Origin of the sequence: Paenibacillus sp. E222 (assembly GCF_013401555.1) — a bacterium.
Classification (GTDB): Bacteria; Bacillota; Bacilli; order Paenibacillales; family Paenibacillaceae; genus Paenibacillus.
Window position 1 is genome coordinate 516,040 of sequence record NZ_CP058552.1, and the last position, 22,432, is coordinate 538,471.

Sequence of the window (22,432 nt, forward strand, 5' to 3'; positions counted from 1 at the left end):
CTACCACATAAACGGTGACCTTACTAAAAAAGGCGAGCCCACAGGCCCGCCAGATTATACTTATTTTACATTGATCCATCAATGAATTCAGCTTGAAGCAGCATCCGGTATAACAGCACCGTTGTTTCGGCCCGAGTTAATGAGCTTTGTGGACGAAGTTCATCTCCATAGCCTTTCACCAAGCCTATATGAATCGCCGTTTGCATAGCAGCATTGGCCCAGCTTCCAATTTGATGGCTGTCGGCATACAGAGACAAGTCCACTTGCGCCTGAGGTTGAACAGTTAATGTAGAGCCTTTAACCAGTTGCATGGATCTCACTAGGGTCACGATGGCTTCTTGTCTGGATACTTCCCGTTCGGGTCTAAAGGTCCCATCCTCGAAGCCATCCATCATTCCATAAGCCTTAACCGTGGCAACAGCCCCGCTGTACCAGCTTGAAGAACTTACGTCTTTATAGCCAGCCTCACCCTCTCCTTGCACTGCATCAGCATCCGGAAGACCAAGAGCTCTGGCCAGTATAGTGGCAAGTTCGGCCCGGGTAATAGATGCATCCGGCATAAATCGGCTGCCATTTATACCCTGGACAATCATCCGCTCATTCATTTTGCTGATTTCCGCCGAAGCCCAATAGTTTTTGATATCGGTTAATGTAGACGTCCTGGATACCGGGACATATACACTGTTCGTGAGACTTTGAATAATAGCAGCCGGATGACCGTTTATATCCACGAACCGGGTTGGTACAGGACGTAATTCCTTCTGCGCCTCGTCCCATACCATAATAGTTGTGACCTTTTCCTGATCACTAGGCAAATAAATTGCCCTTTCCACATATCGGCTGAATTGGTTTACCTCTGTTGCTACACCATTCCGAATGGCCTGCACATTGAAATCCACCGGATGGCCTGCAATTTGAAGCGCCCCTTTAATGGCTGCATCCTTGATTCCGGTTATTGCTTCAGCATCGCCAAGCTCAATCGTGATTCGAGCTTCCGTATCCCCGGACACGCCAGATTTCGGAAGGACCAGTTCAGATAGTGGCAGACGGTACTGCCCATAGGCACTAACCAACGTGATATCTGCTACTTTGCCTACAAGCAGCTTTACAGCATCTGCGGGGAGCTTCAATACGACTTTCGCCACCGCTTGCTCGTAAGCGATGGAAATAGCGCTGACCGTTTCAGCGGAGGCTCCATCAAGCACCTTCTTCAAGGTAGTCATGTCCATTGCGATTTCAACGAATTTCTTTCCGCTCTCATCAGCTTGAAGCTTGGCGATCCCTGATACTTCCTGATCATTTATTTTGATCCGTACCGACGTCGCCAGCGAGGAATCACTCGGATGACTCGCAGCGCTTGTTGAGCCAGACGGACTCGGATTCGAGCCCGGATTCGGGGTTGGTGTCGGGCCAGGGATTGAGCTGGCCGCGGCACGATTTACATTCAGTTGGTACGTCTGCACAGACTGATCCTGTGCTGTAACACGCACGTTGAATGTATTCATCCCGACCACAAGTGGATACGTGACTGTACTTGATCCACTGGTTACCGGCTGACCGTTTACATCTATCACTGAATATGAATCAGCAACGGTCATTACCATGCTCAGACCATTCACAGCATGAGTGGCTTCAATGGTATAGGTTGTTTTTCCCGGATCGAAATTCAGGGCAAGCACGCCCCCCACACCCGTAACTTTCCAGTCCGACAGGTTGCCGTTGCTGCTCTTCTTCACAATGTTCTGCACATCAATCTGACTCACATTCGCATTGCCTGCGGCATCTTTCACATACACAGCATAAATACCGTTCTCCTGCACTTCAAAATGATCGGTAATTTCTGTACCCTGCGTATCAAAATAGGAGACGGACTGAGCACCTGCCGCCCATTTAATCATTGAGATGTTATTCAATTGCCCATAAGCCGTTGCCGTTACGGTGACCTTCACACTGTCAAAAGTAGGATCGGCAGGGTCAGCGTGCAATTCAATCTTTGGAGGCTGCTCATATACAAACGCAATCTCCACCGTCTGATCCAACACCACTTCGCTACTTACCGCTCGTGCAGCATAGGTGACTCGCTCTGCCGCTGTATTGCTGACTTGAAAAACAGCAGTTCCATCCTGACTAGTCCAGCCGTAGGCATCATGGATGACAGATGCTCCGCCGTCAGCCTGAAGTAGCACCTGTTGACCTGGCAACGGATTGCCATAATTATCGGTAAGCTTCACCAGAATGGTGGCTGCACTGCGTCCATCGGCTGGCACAACCAACTCTTTTGCTGTCACAGTAGACTGAAACGAACTCACCGGTCCTGGCACAAACTCCACCGTGATCGTTGTGGTTAATGCATTTCCCCCAACGGTTGCGCTGATCGTTGTCGTACCCACGGTTGTTGGGGCCGTCAACGTTGCGCTGTACGTGCCATCCTGGTTATCCGTTACGGCGCTGACGGTGCCCTGTGTCGATGTAATCGCCACTGACTCACCTCCGCTCGTCAGCCGATTGCCCTGCGCATCCTTTAACGTCACCTTAATCGCGGTCTGGCTCGTTCCATCGGCCGTTAAAGACGCTTTGGACGTTTCCATCAGACTGCTCGCTAATGACGGAGAGCCTGCAACAAACTCCACCGTGCTCGTTGCGGTTAATTCATTTCCCCCAACGGTTGCGCTGATCGTTGCTGTACCCACGGTTGTTGGGGCCGTCAACGTTGCGCTGTACGTACCATCCTGGTTATCCGTTACGGCGCTGACGGTGCCCTGTGTCGATGTAATCGCCACCGACTCACCTCCGCCCGTCAGCCGATTGCCCTGCGCATCCTTTAACGTCACCTTAATCGCGGTCTGGCTCGTTCCATCGGCCGTTAAAGACGCTTTGGACGTTTCCATCAGACTGCTCGCTAATGACGGAGAGCCTGCAACAAACTCCACCGTGCTCGTTGCGGTTAATTCATTTCCCCCAACGGTTGCGCTGATCGTTGCTGTACCCACGGTTGTTGGGGCCGTCAACGTTGCGCTGTACGTACCATCCTGGTTATCCGTTACGGCGCTGACGGTGCCCTGTGTCGATGTAATCGCCACCGACTCACCTCCGCCCGTCAGCCGATTGCCCTGCGCATCCTTTAACGTCACCTTAATCGCGGTCTGGCTCGTTCCATCGGCCGTTAAAGACGCTTTGGACGTTTCCATCAGACTGCTCGCTAATGACGGAGAGCCTGCAACAAACTCCACCGTGCTCGTTGCGGTTAATTCATTTCCCCCAACGGTTGCGCTGATCGTTGCTGTACCCACGGTTGTTGGGGCCGTCAACGTTGCGCTGTACGTACCATCCTGGTTATCCGTTACGGCGCTGACGGTGCCCTGTGTCGATGTAATCGCCACCGACTCACCTCCGCCCGTCAGCCGATTGCCCTGCGCATCCTTTAACGTCACCTTAATCGCGGTCTGGCTCGTTCCGTCGGCGGTTAAAGACGCTTTGGACGTTTCCAATACACTGCTCGTTGGTGACGGAGTACCGGGTACAAAATTCACCGTGCTCGTTGCGGTCAGCGCTTTCCCACCAACTGTGGCGCTGATTGTCGCCTTGCCTGCAGTCGTCGGTGCGGTTAACGTTGCGCTGTACGTACCATCCTGGTTATCCGTTACGGCGCTGACGGTGCCCAATGTTGATGTAATCGCCACCGACTCACCACCATCGGTAAGCGGGGTGCCCTGGGCATCCTTCAAGTTCACCGTGATCGTGCTCTGACTCGTTCCATCTGCGATCAAACTGGCTTGTGTACTCACAATGCGGCTCTCTTCCATAGATATCGAGTAATCGGCAATCATGTACGTTCTGAAGGAATAATCATAATTAGCAGCCGGGGAAGAGCCTCTCGGATAAGGATTACCAGAACCCATATACCACCCAAAACCGATATTAGACCCACCATTTTCGGTAGATACGATCATTCTGTATTGGGTTTCCCTTTTTAAATAAGGAGCAGACTCTCCGGAAAAATTAACAGATGTCCAGCCTGACGCATAGTTAACAACAGTCTTTGCCTCAGCAATTGCGGTGGACAGGTCACTTTCCTTATAAATTTTAATCTGAATGGCACCCAAACCGTTATAACTATCGAATATGTTCAGATCAATCCTGCTCAGATTGCCTGTTATAGCCGGAGTAAACGTCTGATATCTGGGATAATCCCGATTAACAAATGAATTTCCCGACCAACTCGCTTGCTCCTGATCCAGGACCCCAGGCGAGTCAGCCATCACATATGCACCTGATGCTCCCCCTGTTGCAACCATAATACATAGAATCAGGATCAACCATTTCTTTCCCTTGCTCCAACCGTTCATTCATATCCCCCTTCTTAATCGTTGCTGTTCGCTTGCTTCATACCGTGAACTACACCCACGTACCCAATAACATAAAATGGGACCGTTCTCTTAGGCCATACCTCCAAAGGGGTATCTTATACCTAATCCTCAGCAAACCAACGCTGAAATGCTAATCCCATGGAGGTATAGAGTTCTTCTTGAAAGCGGGATATGATAAGGGAATCATTATAAGGAATCATTGCTCGATAATTATTCTTTTGGTCTGTAACGTGGACTGAACTTCCATTACAATAAGACCTAATAGCTAGTATGTTGATGTATGAGGTGCACAGCCATGACAGGAACTAACATTATTGAACATGCAACAGAAGATAGAGATTCAGGAAAAGAAGGACTTCCCCTGGATCGGATAAATAACGATGCACCTAAGATAACCCTCAAAGAATTCATTGAACATTATTCTCCCATGAAGCTTGAAGTGTTTCTCCCTCTGGCGAGAGCCATTGTATCCTGTGTCGGGAATGTTCATCGACTGCAGACCCTACATCTGGATCTAAGGCCTGAGCACATCGACGTGCTGAATAATGGTTACGAGGTTTCTTTGAATACTTCCGGTTGTACGGTGCTGCGTTCAGCGGAAGGTTATATACGCCCACACCCGATTGAGAGCGGTATACCCGAAGGGTCTCTGCCGTATTGCTCACCTGAAAATACAGGCAGAATGCAGCGACAAATTGACGAGCGGAGCGATCTTTATTCCCTTGGTGCAATTTTTTACGAAATGCTCACAGGTCGACTTCCTTTTCTCGCTAATACTGCACTTGAATGGGTGTATCTGCATCTCGCTCAAAGCCCCTCCCCCTTAAATTTGTCTGGTATACATGGATCAGATGCGCTGGAATCCATCGTGATGAAGCTGCTGGAGAAAAATCCGGACTCTCGCTATCCAAACACAGCTTATCTGCTCGCTGATCTGGATCGTATTGGACAATCTGCGGATACACTTCTCACAGAGTCGGACTTTCACGGAAGGTTGCATGAAATGTCAGTCCTCATTCAGGCTTTCGATTCCGCTTGCTTAGGCTCAACCGAGATGATGTACGTTGCAGGCGAAGCTGGAATGGGCAAAACAAGCCTGATCCACCAGGTCTTCCGCAATGAACAGCATACAAGACCATTTTTCTATATCACCGGAAAATTCGAGCAGTTATCCATGGAAAGCCCCTATCAGCCGATTATTCAGGCGTTCCGTGGACTTATTCGCCATTTGCTCGGAGAGACTAAACAAGCCTCTATGCAGTGGGGACACAAGCTGCGCGAAGCATTGGGGATATACGCAGGAGTGATCACGAGCATTATCCCTGAAGCCGACATGATATTGGGCCAAGTACCCGCTGTAGAGGAACTGCCTGCCAATGAATCCAAGAAACGGTTCGTCCATGCTTTTCGCAAATTTGTACAGACACTCGCAACCAGGGAATGTCCGCTTGTGTTATTTATCGATGATGTGCAATGGGCGGATTCTTCCTCTCTTCAATTAATTGATGCCTTGCTCTGTGATCCGGAATCCCAGTATTTGATGATTGTGTGCGCCTATCGTCAGGCGGAAACCGACGTGAGTCAGCTGCCCGGATATCAGGCTGACGGAAGCGCTGCCCTGCAAGCGGTCATCAGACATATCCATCTCAGTCCGCTAGGTCTGGAGGATATGAACGGAATCGTGACGGCGAAGCTAAACAGCGATACACATGCTACACAGTCATTGACGGAATTGCTGTATCAGCAATCGGGTGGAAACCCGTTTCATTTTCAACAAATTCTGCTTCGTCTCCAGGACGATCAAACACTGCTGTATGATGAAGAGCACCGCCATTGGCAGTGGGACCTTGGGCAGATTATTGAGCATAATCTTAGCTACTCGGTTCAGGATCTGATCACACTTAAACTGCGCCGTCTTAACGAGGAGGCTCAGGAGCTTCTTCAGGTGGCAGCTTGTGTAGGCAGCACGTTTCACTCTAAATTCATTGCCCTGGTGGTGAACCAACACGCCGAAGTGCTGCTTCCGTTATGGTCCATGATCGTTGCCGAAGGGATGATTATGCCTACCTCCGATCAACAATTCAAATTCGCTCATGACCATATTCAGAAGCAGATCTACAGCTCCATGGATGTCACCTCCAGACAAGCCCTTCATCTCCGAATTGGCAGTTGTTTGAGGGATCTGTACCCGGAGAATGAAGAGTACACCTATGAGAAGGTTCATCATCTGAATCGTGGTTCCGCCAGCATAGCAGATCCACAGGAGATTCTGCGGCTCGTACAATTGAATGCGGATGCGGGTCACCGTGCCAAATCAGCCTCCGCCCACGATGTTGCGTTAGGTTATTTCAGGCAAGCGATTGAGCTACTCCCAGCGGGATATTGGGAAATGGCATTTGAAACGTGCTTTGAATTACATATCCAAAGGGCGGAATGCGAATATTTATGCGGCCACCATGCGCAATCCGAACAGGAGATTGAACTCTTGCTTGAACGTGCGCGCAATCCGGTCGAGCGGAGCAAAGTACAGATGATTCGAATTATGCAATATATTAACCAGGGAAAATATTCGGAAGGCACCGCCCTTGGCCTCGAATGTTTGCATGACCTTCGGATTTACATCACGCCTAATCCCGGGAAATTCACGCTGTTTATAGAAAGCAAACGAATAGAATGGATGCTTCAAAATCGATACGAGCAGTTGACTCACTTGGAGGAAATGCAAGATCAGGAACGAATTTCAGCCATGAATCTGATTTTTGCCATTACCCCCTCAACCTTCTTCACCAATAAAAAAGTTTTTTTTCTGCTCATGTGTCGGGCCATTCAGCTCTCTCTTCAATATGGAAACACGCCGGTTTCCGCAGCAGTTTATTCGGCCTATGGCCTGCTTCAAGGCATTGCGTTGGGAAAATTCGAAAGAGGATATGCCATGGGCAAGGTCGGGATGGAATTATCTAACCGTTACAACATTCCATCCATTCAAAGCAGAACCTATACGATGTTTGGCGGTGTACTTTGCCAGTTTGTCGGGGATGCAAGGGAAGGGGATATGTATCTGAAAGATGCCATCCAGATGGGCATGAATTCAGGGGATTATATATTTGCCAGCTACGCCATCGGCGCACATGTGAACTCTTTATACACAAGGGCACCCCTTGGACAATTTTCCAAAAACCTCGCCGATTATCTGACGGTGCTGGAGACGACAAAGGATGAATTTGTAAGACAAAACATTTACCTGTATCAGCAATATATCCTTGCCCTTCAAGGAAAGACAGATGCACCGGACTCATTCAGCCGTGCCCATTTTGATGAAAATGAATTTCTGGAGCGGATATCGGGGGAAGAGACATCTGGCACCACTCTGTTTCAATATAATACCTACAAAACGCAGCTATGTTATCTGCTAGGTCATTACGAGGAAGCGATGCAATGGGCAAGGCAAGCCCGATCCCATGAAATTTATGCGACGCATCTGCCCCATTTGCCGGAATGCCTGTTCTATGAATCACTCGCCATGGTGGCCGCCTGTATCCTGCCACATCAACGGTCCACATGGCCGACCCTCAAGCGGCGTTTCAATCAAAATATACGTCGTTTTCGCCAATGGGCGGCATGGAGTCCAGTAAACTACCAGTCCAGGCTGCTGTTGCTTGAGGCTGAGCTTGCTCGTGTCTCGCGGGATATGCAGAGGGCTGAGCATCTGTATGATCAATGCATCCGGGAAGCCAGGGAGCGGGGCGATCTGAGGGTCGCCAGTCTCGCCAGCGAGATTGCTGCCACTCACTATGATAATCAGGACAAGCGGAAGAGCGCTTCTTTTTATTTGCAATCATCGATTCAGGGATATGAGGAGTGGGAGGTGCGTATCAAAATAACCCAACTGAAAAAATTGCAGCAGCACTGGCACCAGGAACAAGAGCCGGAGCATGCTTCACATACCTCCCTGCCCCCTTCAGATAGCAGCGATAAAATGGAGAAGATAGAGCAAAGTATGCGATCTGCCTCCTTCCCGGATCAGCTTGCTGCCATAGACCGCCTTGGCCTCTCTCCTCTCCTGCAAACGATGCAGGACACGTCCAGTCAGACGGAAATGGATACTGTGGTGGCAGACATCATGAAATCCATCCTGATCTATGCAGGTGCAAGCAAAGGGGCCTTGTTGACAGGCAGTGCAGAGCCCTTTTTCATACAGGGTTATGCGGATATGGAGAGTTCCTCTTCCTCCTCTAATGAAATCATTCATGACATGAACCGGTTGCCGGAAGGCATCATTCGCTATGTGTTCCGCACCCAGGAAAGGGTTTATTATAACGGAGGCGAGGATAGCTGGCTCATACACAATCCTTATATGTCGAAGCATCAGCCGCAATCGGTTCTGTGTATTCCTGTAGCGGTTCATGGCACATTGCTGGGCGTTCTTTACCTGGAAAACAGGCTCACACGAGGCGTGTTCCATGAGGAGCACAACTCTGTACTCGTGACGATGGCGTCTCATGTTATCCTGATGGGCTTGCTTCACCATTCCCATGAAACATCTGATCCTTCTCAGTCTTCGCCAGACATCGCGAAAGGAACAGATTCTCTTTCGACCTTGATTGAAGAGCCGCTCACGGAACGCGAACTGGAGGTGCTTGCACTGATTGCAGCCGGATTGTCCAACAAGGAAATTGCAGAGCATCTGGTCATTGCGATGGGTACAGTAAAGGTCCACGTCAAACATATTTTTGCCAAGCTCAAAGTTAACCGGCGTACCAAAGCTATTGCTCAGGCCAAGGAGCTTAATCTGCTCGAATGAGCTTTGCTGAGCTTAAATATCATTTTCGTTTTCGTCTCACATAATAAATATCCCCGATCATGTAATGATCGGGGATATTTATTGCTATATAGAAAAATTCATGAATTAATTCGGTTTATTTCAATATCTTAGACCCGAATGTCAAATCGGCCATTGCTGTCCGTTGATGCATTTGCAATTTCTTGCGGGGAGGCTGCTTGCAGGCCATGGGTTGGTGGTTTGGCCGGCGGTGCTTCTTTGGTTGTTGTTGCCCCGCTGCTCTGGGAGCTTTGCTGTGAGATTTGAGCTTCAATTTGCTTGATTTGCTGCTGCAACTGCTTCGTTTTGGTCTCCTTGGTTTTCTCATCGTTCTTGCTGGATTGTACCTTTTCCAATTCGGCCTCAAGCTTCGTCTTTTGTTTTTCCAACTCACTTGTGCTGTTCGAACTGGATGAAGATGTGGATATGTAGGATGTCGTGGAACTTGCTGCAGAAGAAATATTCATCGTTGATCTCCTCCTCTTTCTTGGTTCCACTATATCCCATCCAGACGAAAGGCACGTTAATTTCAACTGAAAGGTTGCTGAATGATTGGCTGTCGGCCCTTTCTAGTTTTTCGGACAAAGCTACGAGGTCCTTTCGTGAAAATTTCTCACAAGAAATTTCATGAATTTCCTAACGCTATAAAATTCCCCCCATACCTTTCTATATCAGCCTTCGTCAGGCTTCTTAAAAGAAATTCGGCAGCATCCATGAAGGTAGCGCTTACAACCATCCAAAAAAAGGGTTGATAAATGAGAAACCATCCACTATGATATTGTCATCAGTCCGGATAATAAAGTTAAAGCACTTTAACTTTCAATTACATAACATCATGTGAAACCTTTTATTTATGGGAAAACCAACTCTGAAAGTTAAAGCGTTATAACTTTATACCCGATAGAAAGGTTGGTGTTTATGTGACCCATCGCGAAAGCCGGCGGCAGACATTTTACATGTACCTCTTCATCTCTCCATGGCTTATCGGTTTCTTCGTGTTTGCCTTGTATCCGATTCTGTCATCCCTTTATTACAGCTTCACGGACTATGACATTATCCACCCGCCGAAATATGTCGGACTCGCGAATTACAAAGAAATGTTTCAAAATGACCTGTTTTGGAAATCTGTTTTCGTAACGGTGCGCTATACCTTTATCAGTGTACCGATCCAGCTGCTGCTGGCACTCGGATTCGCGCTCCTGCTCAATGCAAAAATACCGTTTCGCGGGTTTTTCCGCACGGCCATGTATTTTCCGAGTATGGTATCCGGCGTCGCCATGTCCTTGCTGTGGTACTGGATTTTCAACCCATCAATCGGTCTGTTCAATTACGTGCTATCTTGGTTCGGCATTAGCGGCCCAGCCTGGCTCATGAGCCCTGATTATGCGCTTTATGCTCTGATGATTATGTCCTTCTGGACGGTGGGCTCAGGCATGATCCTGTTCCTTGCAGGACTTCAAGGCGTTCCTTCAAGTCTCGTGGAAGCCGCCAAGCTTGACGGTGCGGGACGCTTCCGAATTTTCCTGAACGTGACGCTGCCCATGATTTCACCGGTGCTTTTGTTCCAGCTGATTATGGGCGTCATTGATTCCTTCCAGGTATTCACTCAGGCGTATGTAATGACCCAAGGGGGTCCAAACTACTCGACCTGGTTCTACGTTTACAACCTCTACACCAGCGCCTTCAAGGAATACAGGGCAGGCTACTCCTCGGCACTCGCTTGGGTGCTGCTGATCGTCGTCATGGCGTTTACGGCGCTCATTATCAAACTCTCGAACCGGTATGTTCACTATGAAGGAGGCGGGGGCAAATGAGTACGATTCCGACTGCCGGACCAGGGGCTTCACCTTCTGTAAATAAACGCCGGCGCAAAATCGATGCGGTTAGCATTGCCAGCTTCATTGCCCTTGTGGTCACCACCTTTCTCATGCTCCTCCCTTTGTTTTTCATGGTCTCGACCTCGCTGAAATCGAAGAAGGAACTGCTGAAGTTTCCTCCGACCTTTCTGCCGGAATCATGGCAATGGAGTAACTACAGAGAGATTTTCGACACGCTGAACTTCGGTCAAATGTATATGAACAGTCTCATTATCGGCATTTTGACCGTTGTGGGCACCCTGTTTTCGTCGGCGCTTGCAGGCTATGGCTTCGCCAGATATCGGGGCAAGGGCAGCAACTTGTGGTTCATGCTCATGCTCAGCACCATGATGCTTCCATATCCGGCGATTATGATCCCGCAGTTCATTCTCTTTTCCAAGCTGAACTGGATCGATACCTTCCTGCCGCTGATTGTCCCTGCATTTTTCGGTTCGGCATACAACATCTTTTTGCTGCGACAGTTCTTTTCCACCCTGCCGGATGAGCTGTTTGACGCCGGACGCATTGATGGCTGCAGCGAGTTCCGGATGTGGCGACAGATCGCTTTGCCTCTGTCCGGTCCCGCGCTTGCAACCGTTGCAATCTTTGCTTTCATTTACAGCTGGAACGACCTTCTGACACCAGTGCTCTATTTAAGCTCATCGGATAAGTTTACGCTTCCGGTCGGTATGTCTTCCTTCACATCTTCGCGTTTCCGAATCCCGCCATGGCATCTGCTCATGGTTGCCTCCGTGCTCGCCATGCTGCCGATCGTGACTCTGTTTGCGATAGCCCAGAAGCGGTTTGTAGAAGGAATTGTACTTACAGGCATCAAGTAAAGGCTCCGCCGCAGGGGCGGCAAAAAACTTGAATATATGGGGGACTGTAGTTCATGAAAACGCTAAGGATCAAAAAGTCTTTTACACTCTTGCTTGCGACCAGCATGCTCGTCGTATTCGCATTGTCCGGCTGTAGCGGCGGCAAATCTGCGGGAGATATCGTAACCGGGAACGATGGCGATAACGCTAACTCCGGCTCCTCAGGAGGGCAAGTCACCATAACGCACTACACCATTGATTCCGAGGATCGCACCTTTATCGAAAAGCTGGTTCCGGATTTTGAAGCCCAACATCCGAATATTAAGGTAAAAGTCGAGAAAGCTCCTTACGAGCAGTTCGACAGTAAACTCCAAACGCTGATTGCCGGCGGCAAATCTCCTGACGTCACAAGCCACTATGGTTACGGCGGTTTTGCGGAGTATTACAACAAAGACATGCTGCTCGACATGAACGACATGATTAAGGAAGACGGATTTAAAGCATCTGACTACAGCATCCCGGATGATCTCATGAAAATCTATACCGTCAAAGACCATGTCTACGGTATCCCGGTCAACATGTACGTCTCTCTAATGCTCTACAACAAAGACATGTTCGACGCAGCCAACGTTCCTTATCCTCCAAGCGATTACGAGGACAAGAGCTGGACGTTTGACAAAATGGTTGAAGATGCGAAGCAAATGACGCATGTATCCAATGATATTGCCAAAACTCAATATGGCGTTGACTTCACATGGTCCGAGCGCGATATGCGCCCGCTCTATTTCGGAGCTGAGCCCTACTCCGAGGATACCTGGACCAACGGCGGTGTACCATCCGAGACTCATTTCGATTCGCCGGAAGTCATCGCAGCCTATAACAAGCTGTTCAACCTGATCTTAAAAGATAAAGTGTCTCCGACAACGGAATGGAGCAAAAGCGTAGCGGGGCAAAACGGTGATGCGTTCGTAACCGGCAAGGTGGGTATGACCGTCAGCGGCTCATGGAGCCTTGCGGGCTCCAATGATTTCCCTTTCAAGGTTGGCGTGGCTGCAGTACCTGCCGGCGGCAATGACAAGGTCCGCAGTGTACTTTTCGTCGATCCGCTCTTGATTCTGAAGGGCTCCAAACATCCGAAGGAAGCTTTTGAATGGATCAAGTATCTGGTCAGCGACGAAATTCAGGAAAAATCCATCGAACTGAGCGGTGGCAACCCTCCTGTAAATACGAAGGCTGCCGAAACCTATTACAAGCATTTTGATGGCATCGATCCAGCAGATGTGAAGAAGGTATACGAAGGTGCAGTGAAATACGGATTTGAATCCTATAACCACCTGATCACCCACTATTCTCAGATCAACGACATGTTCATCAACGAGATGCAGCCGATTGATACCGGACACAGCACCGTTGAAGAAGTGATGCCGACGATTCAGAAAAAGGTCATGGAAATTATCAATCGTTAACGCTAGAGTTGTGCCGTCCCGCAAGGGGCGGTGCACTATTAAATTAGCTTCGCGGCTAAGCCTCCGTACATGTATACTAATGTTAAGTCAATATAAAGTACGGAAAATCTGCCGCAAGGAGAGTAAACAATGAAGGTTAGTATATTTGATGTTGCAAAGAAATCAGGACTGTCCGTCGTGACGGTTTCTCGCGTTTTAAACGGTGCCGAATCCGTGCGAGAGAAAAATAGGCAAAAGGTTCTGGAGGCCATCAAGGAGCTCGATTACCATCCTAACGCTGCTGCGCGGAGTTTAGCTCGCGGCAAGACAGGAATCGTCGGTTTGATCATGACCACTCTTCAGGACTCCTTCTTCGACACCGTCGTTAAAGAGCTGAACGAAGTGCTTGCACTTCACGGCTATTTTCTTGCCGTCTCGGTCTCTACCGGCATTGGCTCTGATGAAAACCATTACCTGATCCAGGAGGACCGGGTGGACGGTCTGATCCTGCTCTCCCCGATGGAAGAGGATAACTACATTGTGGAACTGAAGCGACGCAATATTCCTTATGTGCTCATCGACAATCAGAAGCCGGAGAACGATGCTTTTTCGGTAACCATCGATAACTACAAAGGCGGCTATGCCGCTACGAAGCATCTGCTTGATCTCGGCCATACCTCCATCGCGCACTTAAGCGGACAGAACATGTTCCGCAGTACGAGGGAGCGCCGCAGCGGTTTTCTGGATGCACTCAAGGAAAAAGACCTGGCACCGTTCGACATGATTACAGGTGATTTCGAAATCGATTTTGGTTATGACATCTGCCGCAAATGGCTGCGAGAGGGACGCCTTCCTTCCGCGGTGTTCGCGGGCGATGACCATATCGCGCTTGGGGTCGTGAACGCCCTCATGGAAGAAGGCATCAAGGTGCCTGAACAGGTAGCTATCGTCGGCTATGACGATCAGTATATTTCATCCAAGCTGCACCCCCATCTGACAACGGTCCGGCAGCCTGCCGACCGCATCGGGATTGCTGCTGCAGATATGCTGCTGAAACGCATGGAGGGTACGATGAAACGCGGGGCTAATGTAAAGATCGACCCTGAACTCATCGTGAGAGAATCTACTGGATCTGGATCACCAACCAAAAGTACGACTGGATAAAAATAATATAACCTTATATATAGGAGTGACGACCATTGGCTTACTACTTGGGAATCGACGGGGGAGGAACAAAAACATACGCCCTGCTGACCGATGACTGCGGCAATGTGCTTGGCAAAGGCATGGGCGGCAACGGCAATCACCAGATTGACCGCGCCTTGGCCGCGCAAAGCATACGAGAAGCCGCGGAAGGAGCCCTGAACGAGGCAGGACTGCAGATTCATGAAGTCTCCCACACCTATTTTGGACTTGCAGGAGCAGACCGGGAAGTAGATTACCGAATCCTGCACCCTCTGGTTCAGGGAATCGGATTCACCCAGAATTACTCGATTAACTGTGATACCATGATCAGCCTGCGCGCAGGTACGAACCGACCTTACGGGGTCGCACTGATCTGCGGCACAGGCACCAACTCCGCTGGCCGCAATCCGGCAGGAGAACATGTGCAGGTCGGCGGTTTTGATTATATGTACGGTGATTTCGGCGGTGGCGGTTCCCTCAATATTGAGGTGTTCCGCTCTGTCATCCGTTCTTGGGACGGTCGTGAGCAGCCAACGCTCCTGACTCCCCTGCTGTTGAACTTTCTTGGGTATAACAGTGTCAGCGATATGTTCGATGACTATCAGGATCACGGCAAACATGTGCCTGTCCATGCAGCGAAGCTGCTGTTTGAAGCTGCCGCAGAGGACGATACTGTAGCCCTGGAGATTCTGAACCGCCAAGGCGTAGAGCTTGGCAAATCAGCGGCTGCGGTAATCCACAAACTTGAAATGGAAAAGGATACTTTTGACGTAGTCCTGGCAGGAAGTCTGCTAACAAGGGGAGATCGCGGCTGGATTCGCAGCAAAGTTGAACAGACTGTTGCAACCGTCGCTAAGAATGCGACCATCGTAACGTTGGCCACCGAGCCTGTTGTCGGTGCCTTATGGTCTGCTATGGATGCGAGCGGACATGCGGTAAGCCAGGATGTGTATAACAAAATGCGCACTTTCCGTGACTTCGAACATATTAAGCAAACCACAAGATAAACGTCAGTAAACACTGTCATCATAAATAATTCTTATAAGACTGGAGTGTGCAAAAATGGCATATGAACAAGGGCTAAAAATAGCGGTAATTGGTGGTGGATCTTCCTATACTCCGGAGCTCGTTGAGGGGTTCATCCTTCACCATGCCGAGCTTCCGGTACGTGAGCTGTGGTTGGTCGATATTGAGCCAGGACAGCGCAAACTGAATATTGTCGGTAACTTGGCCAAACGCATGGTGGAGAAATCGGGTCTGCCCATTGAAGTACATCTGACGTTTGACCGCCGCGAAGCCATCAAGGGTGCGGACTTCGTCAGCACTCAAATGCGTGTCGGCATGCTTGACGCCCGTGGCCGCGATGAATCCATTCCCCTGAAATACGGCGTGATCGGTCAGGAAACCACTGGTCCCGGAGGCATGATGAAGGCGCTGCGGACGATTCCGGTCCTGCTTGATATCTGCCGTGATATTGAAGAACTCGCTCCTAATGCCTGGCTGCTGAACTTTACGAATCCGGCGGGTATGGTCACGGAAGCCATTCTGAAGTATTCCAACGTTAAAAGCATTGGTCTCTGTAATGCACCGATCGGCCTAATCAAGCAGACTTCGGCCAAATACGGCGTAGAAGCGGACCGCATCTATGCCGAGTTTGTCGGCCTGAACCATCTGCACTGGATTACGCGTATCGATGTGAACGGTGAAGACAAACTAGATGACATGCTGGCCGATACGGCCGGGTACAGCGCCAAGAACGTGCCTGCTCGGGAGTGGAATCCGGAGTTCCTGCAATCCCTGCATGCCCTGCCTTCCTATTATTTAAAATACTTTTATATGACTGATGCCATGCTTGAAGAGCAGCTGGAATCCTTACAAACAGGCGGCAACCGTGCGGAAGTAGTTAAACGTGTCGAAGAAGAACTGTTCGAGCTTTATAATGACCCGGACCTTAAGGATAAACCGAAACAGCTGGAACAGCGAGGCGGCGCCTTCTATTCCGAAGCAGCCGTAAACCTGATGCGCTCACTGTACAACGGAACGAATGACATTCAGACGTTGAACGTAGCCAATCAAGGCATTATTGATTTCCTACCGGATGATGCCAGCATTGAAGTCAACTGCGTGGTCACCAAAACCGGCCCGCTGCCCCTGCCGTTAACCAAGGTTCCTCCAATGGCCGTTGGACTGATCCATGCGGTTAAAACCTATGAGCGCCTCGCCATTGATGCTGCCGTGACCGGCGATCGTGGATTGGCCATACAGGCATTGGCCCATCATCCTCTGGTCCCTTCGGTCGAAGTGGCGATTCAGATGTTGGATGAAATGCTCGAAGCCAACAAGGAATATTTGCCGCAGTTCTTTACTGAATCTGCAGCTAATGCATAATTCGGCTATCATCCATTCGTCCTGATACCATAAGAGAAACGTCAATAGACGTGCTTTCACACTAAACGAAACCGCCATATCCCAGGATTTCCTGAGCTATGGCGGTTTGTTGTTTCTAGGCATTCTCCTATCTATATCGCTTACTCAAATCCATCATTAAATCATTCTTCTAGCTCTCCTTCCATTTAAAAAGCAGGCTGGGAGCTAATCTCCCTGCCTGCTTGCATATGAGCAATCAATCCATTTCAAGTTGTTTAGTATGTCCACCAGTTGCCGGACATCACGATCATGGAGAACAGCTTGATGCTGTCTTCATAGTAGCCTTCATTGGAGCTACCCGCCGTTTTGGTCCATACGGAATTCAGCCAGTTTTGGTTCGTGGACGAGGTCATAGCGCTGACACCAAACGGTGCATAGAACGCGCCGCTGCCACCGGAACCTGTAACCGTGCCGTTGAGTTTATAACCATCCTTTACGCTGCTAGGGTTGCCGCTTACTTTGGTCGTAATCCAGCTGTTCATTTGGCTGAGCTGATTGAGCGCCCGGCTGTCACCCGTCATCAGATAATCCGTTGCGATCCGCCAAGGCGTACGACACGAGTTGTAATCGTAGTTACCATCGTTGGCCCCTTCCAGAAAATCGGCTGAAGCCGGCTTGTACGTTGAACCCGACAGAACGACGAAGTCTGGAAGCAATCCGGTTGATGAACTATACCCGTTGTATAAGGAGTTGATAATGGTATAGGTTTTGTCGATCACGTTCGCCCATCTGGCATCACCCGTTGCAGCCTGGAACGCCTTCAAGTGATTCAGCATAAAGTCTGATGGACGGGTAGCATTTTTGTAGGTGTTGTCCGTTGCCCAGTCGCCAAGACGCAGCGTCCATTGAGACTGATTCACGTCACTTTGCATAATGGCATTGATGATGTCCTTGCCGGCCTGAAGGTAGTTGATGCTGCCGCTGCTCCCCCACTGCTTGTCCGCAAGCAGGAGCGAATAAGCAATGTCCATGTCTCCATCCGTGGCCGAGTCGGCGCCTTCAATGTTCTGAAAACTGCTGTTTTGTTTCCATGCCATCAGTTTCGAATTGTTGGCGCTCGGATGAGCCTTATAATATTGATAAAGTCCGTCGAAATAGGTCTGCGCGTTGCTGTCATAACCAGCCATTAGAACCGTTGCCAGCATTCCATACCCGTGAGCTTCAGATACAGTATCCCCGTTGGACTGATATTTCACATAATACTTGCCTGTGCCTGCTGTCTTCAAATATGCTGATTTCCAGCTGTCCCATTTCGCTTTCACGGCGCTGTCCATCGCATTTTGCGTAACATGGTTCGGCTTGATCGAACCGCTGGTATATGTTGTGTGCTGCGGGAATGGCTTGTTTGGAGCGGCGAAGGCAAAGCCCGCCGGAATCAGAAGAAAAGCGAGACAACACATCATAACAGCCTTGCTGCTAACCGAAAATCTCCTGTTTTTTCTCATAAAATTACGCTCCTTTTTAGGTCCAAATGGGTCTTGATCCATGACATAACCTTTAAGCCGAAAATTCAGTGCAGCATCTTGATGGAGAAACCATGATTCGTTTTTGGCATCCAGAGACACAATCACCTCCATCTAAAAGTTAAAGCGCTTTAATTTTTAAAACGCTTACATTTATTTTAATTGTTCTTCTAATATTTGTAAATAGACATTTCCGAGATTGAATCTAAAGTCCTGATTCGACATTTTGGCAGAGACCACCGTTTTCTTACCCTAATTAATTTTCTCCATAATCCAGCTGTACATCCAGCCTTACTCACGGACGGAACAGTACTCCTTTCTTCACAGGCATACAAAAATCCCCCTCTTCCAGTGCTTGAGGGGGATTTTACTAATCTCTTTTTTCACTATCTATTGTCTACCATGAGGGGAGAATACCAGGCTCCCATAAAAGGAGCTATAATTCTTTTATTTTCGTACCACTGTATATCCTTTATCTTTCAGCAATTTCACGATCCCATGATCGCCCAAGTAGTGCGCTGCACCAACTACGATGAAGTACTCTTCCCCTTTGCCGTTTTTCAGGTAACCATCGATCTTGTCAGCCATTCCCACATTACGATCAGTGAGCATTGCTTTGTTGTACTCTTCATCATCAGAAAAGCTGTTCGTCAGCTCCAGCAGTTGCTCGTCATTCCCTGTTTTCCACATTTCGGCCATTTGGTTCACGCTGTCATCCAACACATCGAAATTGTCCAAAGTCGCTTTCAATGTTTTTTCTTGCAGCTCCTTGGAGAAGTCATTGAACATTCCCAATTGAGATTCATAGGATTCCAGCTCGATCACCGGAAGTTTGCGCTCGATTGCCTTCTGAATGAAATACAGATCAACCCCCGCAGAAGCTTCATAACCAGATTTCATAGACTTCAGACTGGCTAACGTGCTCTCCACCACCCAAGGCTTAAAGGTATCCAGTGCGTTCGCTTCCAATCCATTCTTCTTCAAAATATCGCCCAGTTGAGTATACGTCTCGCTGGAGATGTGATCTTTCAGTGTTGTGCCATCCTGATACGAGCCCATATCCAGAACAATCTTCTGCTGCGCTTCTTCAGCTGCTTTGCTGATATCGATCTCTACGCCTAGGTAATCTGCCTCGGCAAAGGCTTCTTCAAACTCCTTACGCAATGGATAAAAGCTTTCATCCGCAATATGCATAGAACCTACCAGGTACACGGTGTTGCCGTTGCTTTCGACTTCCCACATGAAGCCACGTCCACCGGTTTGAACAGTTTCTGTTTCGCCACCTTTGGAAACCAGCAGCACTGTGCGTGCAGCAGCATCCCAACGGACCTCATAACCAGTTGCATCCCCTACAATACGAATCGGCGCATATGTTACGCCATTAATACGTGTAAGCTTGCTATTCAAAGTAATCGTCTTGCCGTTAACGACGGCTGTAATTGTATCATCTGTTGCTATCGTCAGCTTCACATCCATCGCATCCAGCGTGGAACGAAGCGGAACAAGTGTTGTTCCTTTATTGTTAATCGGTGCACCTGCGGTGTATTCAACCGTTTCGTCATTCACCTTTACCGATGTCTCTTGAGGAGAGGCCATAGTCGTCGGCACTGCGGATGCAAGCAAACCGACCGAAATAGTTAGAGACAAGAGCATGCGTTTCCAGTTTTTCATATTATGTATTCTCCTTTAAGAATGAAATAATGAAAAGATATGTTCACTAGAAGAAAAATTAGAGATGGGTGCCACACCGACTTCTTTAGTGCAGCACCTGCTCCCATTCAATTATTTTACTGAGACATCAAAACACCACGACCTACTACACGACTACTACTTACTACCTCCGTAAATTTGAATCAGATTTTATACGCCTTCATCGCTTTGAACAATTCCTTGAAGGTTGGGCGTTTACCATACATCAACACACCTGTACGATAGATTTTCGCTGCGAGCCAACCGAAGATCATAATGGATACCACGAGAATGGCCAGGGACGTCCAGATCTGCCAGGTTGGCGCAACGCCTGCCCCGATCCGAACCAGAATTGCCGTTGGCGATGTGAACGGAATGAAGCTTGCTACTTTCAATAACAGGATGTTCGGTGTAGCAATACTGAAGATCGCGATATAGAAGGACACCAGGGACAACATCGTAATTGGCAGCACGGCCTGACCCAGTTCTTCTGTCCGACTCACCATGGAACCAATGGCTGCGAACATCACCGCATACAGGAAGTAACCCAGAATGTAGAAGATAAGTCCATATACAATGACTGCGACGTTCACATCACTCAGATTCATATTGAAATCGCTCAATACATCACGGTTATGCGGTAGCAGCATATTGCCAGCAACTACTGCACCGAAAATACCGATTTGCAGCAAACCTACCATGAAAATACCGATGATTTTACCAAACATCTGACTGAGCGGAGATACACTCGTAATCAAAATCTCCATAATACGCGAACTCTTCTCAGCTGTAATCTCGGAAGCAATCATATTCCCTGTCATCATCGTTGATGTGAACAACAGGATAATGAGCAGATATACCACAATGTAGTTGATGCCACTCATGGTACCTTCCGACTCCGCAGCAGCTCCACTTTGGCTAGAATCAAGGCTTTGCTCTGTCAGTTTTACCGGCGTGCTGATGAGCTGTTTTTGCTCCGCCGTGAGTGTATCCTTCACCACGACATCAAGCTTCACAATTTGCAGCGCAGCTTCAATAGGTGCTATAACCTGCGGGGAGATATCTTCGCTTGAATACAAGACAGGTTGTGGGAAGTCTTGCCCAGCAACAGGTTCAAACTTCAGGTACCCATCCAAAAGCTCCGACTCCACATCGGCTTTGAGGGCCGCTTCATCTTTACTCGCGTCCGAAACAAAGTGGTATGCTTCATTTCCTTGTGCGGAGGAGTATGTCTCCAGCTTCTCAGCTACCTCCGTTTGTCCCGTGCTCAGCAGACCGATCTTCACCGGATTTGTGCTCGAGCCTCCACCGATGGGACCACCATTAAATAGGGTAATGAAATATGGAATATTGAGTCCAATCGTAATTAAAAGTGCAAGTACAATAGTCGTTACCATGAAAGACTTCGTTTTTACTTTGTTTTTGAACGTAAATCCGATAATTGTCCCCATTTTATTCATTCGACTCACCTACCTCACGAATAAAGATTTGGTTAAGCGTTGGTTCCTTGATTTCAAAATGTTCAACGGTCGTCTGAGCCATGGCTGCTCTCAGAATTTCCTGAGCTGCTTCCATCTGACCAATATGGATCAGGTATCCACGCTCATTTTGCTCTACCTTTTTCACACCCGGCAGCTGTTCCAGACCGCCCACATTACCCGTGGTGCTCAGGAATACATGCTCACGTGGATAACGGCTCTTGATCTCCTTGATCTCTCCTTGCACAACCGTATTGGAGCGATGCAGAATGGTTATCTGACGACATAATTCTTCAACGTGCTCCATCCGATGTGTCGAGAACAGAATGGCTGTGCCTTCATCACGCAACTCCTTCACCGTGGATTTCAGCAATTCCACGTTGACCGGATCGAGTCCGCTAAAGGCTTCATCCAGAATGAGAATTTGCGGTCTGTGCACCACTGCGGCAATAAAGCCCATCTTTTGCTGATTCCCTTTGGATAGTTCCTCAATCTTTTTGTCGTAATACTCCGGCACTTCGAATCGGTCCAACCAATACTTCAGGCTCTGATCCGCATCCTTTCCATTCATGCCGCGCAGACGGGCCAGATAGTTGATCTGCTCACTGACCTTCACCTTCGGATACAAACCGCGCTCTTCCGGAAGATAGCCCATAATCTGCTGCAACTCCGTGTTGTAGGGCTTGCCGTTGTACAGGATATTCCCTCCGTCCGGATGGATCAATCCGAGCACCATACGCATCGTTGTTGTTTTACCAGCACCGTTGGCTCCGAGCAGACCGTAAATCTCCCCTTCTTGTACATTAAGCGTCACACCATTAACTGCCGTTTTGTCTGCGTATTGCTTGACTACCTGCTTCAATTCCAATCGGTTCATCATTTATC

The 22,432-nt window shown here is 48.8% G+C and carries 13 protein-coding genes; 7 read left to right on the plus strand and 6 right to left on the minus strand.

Going from position 1 to position 22,432, the window contains the following annotated elements; all coding sequences use genetic code 11:
• Nucleotides 1-65: 65 nt before the first annotated feature.
• Entirely contained in the window at nucleotides 66-4,346 is a 4,281-nt protein-coding gene (locus HW560_RS02240) for an invasin domain 3-containing protein (RefSeq protein ID WP_179261847.1), read from the minus strand.
• 316 nt (nucleotides 4,347-4,662) lie between these two features.
• Between HW560_RS02240 and HW560_RS02245 the strand changes: the two genes are divergently transcribed.
• Nucleotides 4,663-9,168, plus strand: a complete 4,506-nt coding sequence (locus tag HW560_RS02245; RefSeq protein ID WP_179261849.1) for an AAA family ATPase — start codon at nucleotides 4,663-4,665, stop codon at nucleotides 9,166-9,168.
• 128 nt (nucleotides 9,169-9,296) lie between these two features.
• Here the strand turns inward: HW560_RS02245 and HW560_RS02250 are convergent, their stop codons facing one another.
• Complete coding sequence (locus HW560_RS02250; protein ID WP_179261852.1) at nucleotides 9,297-9,653, minus strand: FlxA-like family protein; 357 nt, start codon at nucleotides 9,651-9,653, stop codon at nucleotides 9,297-9,299.
• Between the two features lie 489 nt (nucleotides 9,654-10,142).
• On the opposite strand from HW560_RS02250, the gene HW560_RS02255 reads away from it, so the two are divergent.
• The 6 genes from HW560_RS02255 to HW560_RS02280 all read left to right on the plus strand — a co-directional run bounded on the left by HW560_RS02255 (nucleotide 10,143) and on the right by HW560_RS02280 (nucleotide 16,878).
• Entirely contained in the window at nucleotides 10,143-11,000 is an 858-nt protein-coding gene (locus tag HW560_RS02255) for a carbohydrate ABC transporter permease (RefSeq protein ID WP_090904252.1), read from the plus strand.
• The gene (locus HW560_RS02260) at nucleotides 10,997-11,881 is read left to right on the plus strand and encodes a carbohydrate ABC transporter permease (RefSeq protein ID WP_090904251.1); all 885 of its coding nucleotides are present in this window, start codon (nucleotides 10,997-10,999) and stop codon (nucleotides 11,879-11,881) included. Before HW560_RS02255 ends, HW560_RS02260 begins: the two co-directional genes overlap by 4 nt.
• 53 nt (nucleotides 11,882-11,934) lie before the next feature.
• Nucleotides 11,935-13,326 (plus strand): ABC transporter substrate-binding protein, encoded by a 1,392-nt coding sequence (locus HW560_RS02265; protein WP_179261854.1) that lies wholly within the window; start codon nucleotides 11,935-11,937, stop codon nucleotides 13,324-13,326.
• Between the two features lie 129 nt (nucleotides 13,327-13,455).
• Nucleotides 13,456-14,469, plus strand: coding sequence for a LacI family DNA-binding transcriptional regulator (locus tag HW560_RS02270; RefSeq protein ID WP_179261856.1), 1,014 nt, complete (start codon nucleotides 13,456-13,458; stop codon nucleotides 14,467-14,469).
• A 35-nt stretch (nucleotides 14,470-14,504) separates the two neighbouring features.
• Complete coding sequence (locus HW560_RS02275) at nucleotides 14,505-15,497, plus strand: N-acetylglucosamine kinase (RefSeq protein ID WP_179261858.1); 993 nt, start codon at nucleotides 14,505-14,507, stop codon at nucleotides 15,495-15,497.
• 55 nt (nucleotides 15,498-15,552) lie between these two features.
• Nucleotides 15,553-16,878, plus strand: coding sequence for a 6-phospho-beta-glucosidase (locus HW560_RS02280; protein WP_179261860.1), 1,326 nt, complete (start codon nucleotides 15,553-15,555; stop codon nucleotides 16,876-16,878).
• Between the two features lie 254 nt (nucleotides 16,879-17,132).
• On the opposite strand, the gene HW560_RS02285 is transcribed toward HW560_RS02280, so the two are convergent.
• From HW560_RS02285 to HW560_RS02300, 4 genes are all read right to left on the minus strand, one after another.
• A complete protein-coding gene (locus tag HW560_RS02285; protein ID WP_179261862.1) occupies nucleotides 17,133-18,362 on the minus strand; it encodes a family 8 glycosyl hydrolase in 1,230 nt (409 codons plus the stop codon).
• Between the two features lie 465 nt (nucleotides 18,363-18,827).
• On the minus strand, nucleotides 18,828-20,051 hold the full coding sequence (locus tag HW560_RS02290) for a TraB/GumN family protein (RefSeq protein ID WP_179261864.1): 1,224 nt from the start codon (nucleotides 20,049-20,051) through the stop codon (nucleotides 18,828-18,830).
• A 182-nt stretch (nucleotides 20,052-20,233) separates the two neighbouring features.
• Nucleotides 20,234-21,529 carry an ABC transporter permease gene (locus HW560_RS02295; RefSeq protein ID WP_179261866.1) on the minus strand — a complete coding sequence of 432 codons (1,296 nt, stop codon included), beginning with the start codon at nucleotides 21,527-21,529 and terminating at the stop codon, nucleotides 20,234-20,236.
• Nucleotides 21,522-22,424 carry an ABC transporter ATP-binding protein gene (locus tag HW560_RS02300; RefSeq protein WP_090904353.1) on the minus strand — a complete coding sequence of 301 codons (903 nt, stop codon included), beginning with the start codon at nucleotides 22,422-22,424 and terminating at the stop codon, nucleotides 21,522-21,524. Before HW560_RS02300 ends, HW560_RS02295 begins: the two co-directional genes overlap by 8 nt.
• Nucleotides 22,425-22,432 lie beyond the last annotated feature (8 nt).